Origin of the sequence: Secundilactobacillus paracollinoides DSM 15502 = JCM 11969 (assembly GCF_001311135.1) — a bacterium.
Lineage (GTDB): Bacteria > Bacillota > Bacilli > Lactobacillales > Lactobacillaceae > Secundilactobacillus > Secundilactobacillus paracollinoides.
On the sequence record NZ_BBAG01000096.1, the window covers coordinates 1 to 6,579 of the forward strand.

General features: G+C 48.0%; 3 protein-coding genes and 1 pseudogene. 2 read left to right on the plus strand and 2 right to left on the minus strand.

All coding sequences use genetic code 11. The annotated features are described in order from the left end of the window. Positions 1-193: 193 nt before the first annotated feature. Together JCM11969_RS20850 and JCM11969_RS15670 are read left to right on the plus strand one after the other, a co-directional pair. Positions 194-793, plus strand: coding sequence for an LCP family protein (locus JCM11969_RS20850; RefSeq protein WP_054712698.1), 600 nt, complete (start codon positions 194-196; stop codon positions 791-793). Then, positions 742-1,401: an LCP family protein gene (locus tag JCM11969_RS15670; RefSeq protein WP_054712701.1), complete on the plus strand. Its 660-nt coding sequence runs from the start codon at positions 742-744 to the stop codon at positions 1,399-1,401. Before JCM11969_RS20850 ends, JCM11969_RS15670 begins: the two co-directional genes overlap by 52 nt. 380 nt (positions 1,402-1,781) lie before the next feature. Here the strand turns inward: JCM11969_RS15670 and JCM11969_RS15675 are convergent, their stop codons facing one another. After that, positions 1,782-3,416 carry a peptide ABC transporter substrate-binding protein gene (locus JCM11969_RS15675; RefSeq protein ID WP_054712704.1) on the minus strand — a complete coding sequence of 545 codons (1,635 nt, stop codon included), beginning with the start codon at positions 3,414-3,416 and terminating at the stop codon, positions 1,782-1,784. Positions 3,417-4,267: 851 nt separating this feature from the next. Continuing rightward, positions 4,268-5,676 (minus strand): annotated as a pseudogene (locus JCM11969_RS15680) (APC family permease). Between the last annotated feature and the right edge of the window lie 903 nt (positions 5,677-6,579).

Below are 6,579 nucleotides of genomic sequence, written 5' to 3' on the forward strand. Positions count from 1 at the left end.
ACTTCGGCACAAACGCCAGGAACGGGCGTTTATGCCAAAGTCCCCTTAGGCTCCGCTCCTTAACCGCCCCTTTTCCGCACTCTAATCCTTAACAAACTAATAAGGAACTTATGATTCACTGAATACTGTCTTTATTTTGTCACATATCTGTCATTTTTCTGTATACTATTCCAGTAACTTGAAGGAGGACCCCATGAATAATCAATTACCACCACGTCACCGACAGCGTCGTCGGACATTTTCTCGCATTCGGACCATCGTTTTGTCCGCAATCATTGTATTACTGTTAGGTGTTGGGGCCAGTGCCGCCTACGTTTATTATCAGGCTAAGGGCACCCTATCCGGCTCCTACTCTGCTGTCAATAATAGCAATAAAACGGCTATTACGAAGAATAAACCCATTAGCGTCCTCCTCATGGGAACTGATACCGGTGCACTCGGGCGGACTTTTAAGGGTCGGACCGACACCATGATCGTTGTCACAATTAATCCAAAAACAAAAAAGACCACTATGGTCAGCATCCCACGAGACACCGTTGCTAAGATCTATTCATCTTCCGGTCAATCGCAAGGCGTTCAAAAGATCAACGCTGCTTACACGATTGGCGGGGCTGGCGGGGCCATCAAGACCGTTGAAAAATTAACAAACGTTCCTATTAATTACTACGTTACGATGAACATGGGCGGTTTGGAAAAGGTTGTCAACGCGATTGGCGGCATCACCGTCAAAGCAGACTTCTCATGGACCGACAGCGCAACCCACAGCTCATTTACCAAGGTACCCACCACGTAAACGGGAAACGCGCACTTGCCTTTGCCCGGATGCGTGACGAAGACCCTCAAGGCGATTACGGTCGACAGAAACGTCAACAACAAGTCATCACGGCCATTATTAAAAAGGTCATGGCAACGAAGTCCGTATCGACTTACCACAAACTGCTGTCACTGGTTTCAAGCAATATGAAGACTGATTTATCCTTTAACAACATGCTTGAATTGGCTAAGGATGATCGTCAGGCTGGCCAAAAAGTTAAGAAAACAACCTTGCAAGGGACTGGCGCCTATATCGAAGAGTCCTCATATCAGGTTCCTTCTACTAAGGAACTGAACCGGGTCTCAAAGATGTTGCGTGCCTCGTTAGGCCTTTCAGCTAAGACGGTAAGTAACTACAATACCAAAGAAAATAAGCTCAATGTGGCGGCTGGGTTTGACTTCTCAAACGGAAATAACCCAACTTATACGCTGTATGATGCATCCGGTAATGCATCCACTTCCGATGATACGACCACCACGGCTGCTGGCAGTACGACTACCGGCGGGACTACTGATACCACTGGCGGTGCTACTGGCGGAACCACTGGTGGCGGTTATGGTGGCGGGGCTACGCAGGGAGGGTATTAGAGATAGAGAGTGGAACAAGGCGGTTTAGGGGCGGTGTGTAACGGACTCTGACCGAAAAGTCCGGGCCTGACTTTTTGGTCAGAGTCCGTTACACGTTAGCCCCGTGCCTTGTGGAACTCGTTTCGACGTGGTTGCCTAGAAAGTTCACGCTAGGAACTTTAACCCTTAACTACTTGTATTACCAGAAACTTTACAACACTCAAAAAAGACCAACACATCTCTGTGTTGGTCTTTGGCGACGTGGGGACATGTTCTATTGCCGAAACGTGCTCCACAAGCAAGAGGTTGCATGTAAGCGACTTCCGTCACCAAATCCAAACCCGGGATTTGATGACGAAAGTCACTTTACACTCCACCTCTTAAGCGGCTTGTTCCGCACTCTACTTCAAGTAAGTACTCTTAAAATTCCACTCCTCACCAGCAGTGTTATGAATAATCCCCTTCACCTTAGGATTCTGCAAGTAAGATGTCGTTTGCTGATACAGTGGCGTCATCCCTTGATCCTTGGTAAACAGGCGGCTGGCCTTCACGAGGTCGTTCCAACGAGCTTCCTTATTGTTGGCATCCTGGTTTTCCGACTTCTTGATCAGCGCATCATACGCCTTGTTGCTGTATTTACCGTAATTGTATGAGGTTCCCGTTTCTGGAATCTGCAGGAAGGTAATTGGGTCCTTGAAATCAGCACCCCAGCTAGAAACAGTCATGTCAAATTGGCCTTTTTTCCCATCTGAATCAGCAATCTGTTGAGGGACTAGTTGAAGATTCAGCGTAAACCCAGGTAAAACAGACTGTAATTGTGCTTTAAGATATTGCGTTAAAGGACTTGAAGCCGTAACATCACTGGCAGCAATCACACTCAGGGTCAACTTCTTCATCCCAAGTTGTTTCATCCCCTTCTTCCAGTAGTACTGGGCCATCTTCTTATCGTATACGACACGGTCCTTGACCTTTTGTTCCTGGCCGAAGTCCTTACCAGTTTTTGGATCAGAAGCTAAGCCACTCGTTACGAACCCGGTTGGGGTGGTTGAGCCGTCGCCCAGAACCTTCTTGGTCAGCTGATTACGGTCAATAGCCAGCGAAATCGCCAACCGAATGTTGCGATTATTGATGGCTGCCCGGCGCGTCTTGTTAGGATCCTTGAAGTTGTACTTGAGATACGTGATGTACGCAAAGGCATACTGCTTAAACGCTTTGTTGTTTTGGTAGTTCTTAACCTGTTCACTCGACAACGGTGTCAGGTCCAGTTTATTTTGCTGGTAGAGATCCAATCCCGTTGAGTTGCTGGAAACGATTTGGTAATTGATCTTACTGAGTTTCACAACTTTTTTATCCCAGTAATCGTTATTCTTGACGAAGGACCACTTGTTGCCGGTACCGGTCCAATCCTTGACCTTAAATGGTCCAGAATACACGTTGTATTGGGACTTAGTTGCGTACTTCTTGCCATACTTGTCGACCACTTTTTGACTCTGTGGTGCAAACAGCGAGTACGTCATCAAGACTTTAAAATAGGCCACCGGCTTCGTCAATGAAACGACAACGGTGTGCTTACCTTCCGCCTTGATGCCCAGTGTATCGGGGTTAGCGTTACCCGCATTGATCTTGGTCGCGTTCTTAATGCTGCTGAATAAATAGGCATACTGCGACTTAGTATCTGGATTAACAGTCCGGCGCCACGAATAAACGAAATCCTTCGCGGTGATGGGAGTGCCGTTGCTCCACTTGGCATTACGCAATTTGAACGTCCAGGTCTTCCCGTCCTTAGAAACTGTACCGGACTTTGCTAATCCCGGCGTTACTTTCCCATTTTTGCCCAAACGATAAAAACTTTCGTAGACGTTCCCAGTCTGACTAAAATCTGTCGACTTTGAAATATCCAGTGACCCGATCGGTGCGGACATGCTGAGATTCAGCACCTGCTTGTTACTCGTGCTGGACTGTTTACCACAAGCGGCCAGCAATACTGCGGCGCCCGCCACCATGAGCGTGGCGAGTAATTTTGTTTTCTTAACCATTTTTACCATCTATCTCCTATTGACCCAAATTATGACGCAAAACACCTCTCCGAAACGCCACACCTCCACCAACGACGGCACGAAAAAAGTGCCCCAAGACCACCACTGGCCCTGAGACACTTCCCCTGTTCACGCATCTTCTTCATCCGTATTTTAGGACGCTAAGAAGGCAACCTCATGAACGTTTTGGAAATCACGGTCAGCAAGCTTGTTGTTTTGACACAAACACATTTGACAACATACTGATAACATGTGATTTCTCCCGGCTTCGTTTTTTTGATAGGTTAAGCATAGACGCTTGGTTATGAATAGTCAACAAAATTCTGAAAGCGGTTTTTGACTCAATACTTCTGCGGTGATGCCGTTTCGTTCCACTGGTCGGCCCTGCAGGCTGTAGTCAGATTGTGGAGCAGGCCGGGTAACTCCCAGAGTGTAAGGCCGAACGGCTCCACTACGCTACGATACTTGTTATCGTTAACGTAGATGATAAGACTGCATGAGCGGTGCTATAAAACCTGCTAATTGAACGTCATTAATGAGTAGTACACTTTAAGAAGCATTGCTGTCAATAGGCTGACTGGCAGTCAAGGACGGATTCTCTACAAACTCGTTTTAACGCCATTGTGATGCTTAACCAGTGGTAAAAAGTAAGCTCAATGTCAGTGGAATGCAGCAATTTGGCACGGAGCTGTGGTGTCGACGTCAGTTAGCGACCGTCCTTGGGTCGGTTACTGATGTGCGAGACGATGAAGATCCATTCGAGAGCTGCGCAGCAGAAATCGAATTAGCTTCATCGCGAGCCACTCTCAGCAGAGTGCCAAATTGCGGAATGCAACGGACTAACAGTCAGATTAATCTTTCTGCAACTGGCTGTGCCAAATGCCATAGGCAAAGTAAAGCACCATCCCAAAGGCAAACCAAATTCCTGAAACGATCCAGGTTTCCAACGGTAACTGTGACAGCATCCAGATGCAAAGCAGGGCCGAAATAATTGGCAACACTGGGTACCACGGGACACGGAAGCCGTCGTTTTTAATGTCCTTGCGCCGCCGCAATGGAATAACCCCGATGGACATCATTGTGAAGGCAATCAACGTCCCGATATTGACTAATTGGGTCAACCGGTCCAGTGAAACAAGGCCGCCCATGACGGCGATGACAATGGTCACCGCTGTTAAACTGACAGTTGGTACTTGATGTTTTTCTGAAATCTTCCCTAACCGTTTTGGTAACAGACCGTCCCGACCAATCGAGTAGATCAAGCGTGATGAACTGTAGATCATAGACAACATCATGGTGAACATGCCGGCCATGGCACCCACGGAAATGATACCGGCGACCCAGTTTTGATTGACCAGCTGCAGCGCATATGAAACCGGTGCGGCAACGTTGAGTTTCGTGTAGGAGACCATTCCAGTCAGTACCCCAGCAACCGCCACGTAGAGCACAGTACAGATGATCAGCGTCCCAAGGATCCCAATCGGCATGTTTTTCTTCGGGTTCTTAACTTCAGCCGCCGAAGCAGAAACGCAGTCAAACCCCAGGTAAGCATAGAATACCAGTGACGCACCCCGCATCACACCGTGAGGCCCGTATGGCAAGAATGGGTGCCAGTTGCTTGGTTTGACGTAAAACATCCCAACAATGACGAATAAAATAATAATGGCAATTTTGGCAACCACGATAATGTTATTAATGCGCGTGGTCGTTTTCACGCCCTGCGTCAGCAATAAACTAATGGCCAGCACGATCACGACCGCAAAGATGTTAATGTAGGTGCCGTGCGCCGGGTCAAAGCTCCCCGTCAGCGCTTTGGGAACGGTAATGCCAAACCCTTTGAGAAATGAGATCAAGTAGCTGACCACCCAGTAGACACGGCCGCCACGGACAACATGTACTCTAGCACCAGCGCCCAGCCGATGATCCAGCCAATGAACTCGCCGAAAATGATGTTGCCGTAGGAGTACGCGCTCCCAGCAACGGGCAGCGCAGACGAGAATTCCGCGTAACACATCGCAGCGGTGGCACACACTAATGTTGCGAGCACGAATGACAAGACGATACCAGGGCCGCTGTACAGCGCAGCCACGGTGCCGGGAAGAATGAAGATCCCAGTTCCGATAACTGTCCCGACTCCCAACAACAGTAAATCCTTTGCGTCCATCGTTTTTGTCAGTCGTTTATCCTTATCTAAGTATCGATCCAGTGTCTCGCGCTTTGTTAACCGCCCAACTAGTCGCGTTATCCCTGTATTTTCCATGTTTTCACAATCCTTTCATTTGCCCACCACGATCATCCGCCCAAACAAAAACGCACCGGGGAATAGTCCGCCGGTGCGTTAAATCACCGGAAAGACAGCCGAAGCGTTACGCCTAGCCGTCTTCCCGATCCGTTAAGAGAGTGCCATGTTAAGACCTCTTCTTTAACTGGACTGGACGATAGCCAGGCTCGTTAAAGAAGAAGCTAAATCGATTCAATTGATGTAATTGCGTCGTTAACATGGTCATACCCCTTTCGTTAATTGATTGTCGTTATTATACCTGATTGGGGAGATTAAAGTCAAATGAGAAAACAAGAGAGTGCGGAGCAAGCCGGTTAGGAGGCGGAGTGTAAGTAACTCTGGTCAAAAAGTCCGGGTCTGACTCTGACCAGAGTTGCTTACACAGCAGCATCCTGCCTTGCGGAGCACGTTTCGGCAATGTAAAAGTAGCGCTCTGGAATGCCGCTCCACTCCGCTGATATTTGCGGTTAGCTATAGAAAAGGGCTATCAACTACGCCGCGAAACATAATGTTACTTATACTTAACTACAGTAACTAATTTACACCCATCAATAATCACCATAACTAGGTTCGCTGCCTTTCGATGCTTCGCAGTCGAGGGCGGATAATCTTCGAACTGTCTTTGACTGTATGCTGATATTTAACCAACGTCACCAATATGCTCATAGTTAGTGGAATACAGCAATTTGGCAGGCTGTCGTGGTGTCGACATCAGTTAGCGACCGTTCTTTGGTCGGTTACTGATGTGCGAGACGATGGAGATCCATTCGAGTGGCGCACAACGACAATCGAATTAGCTTCATCGCGAGCCACTTCGACTGCCTGCCAAATTGCGGAATGCAACGCACTTGCCCACCAAACTATAAATTGACCACTTTACGC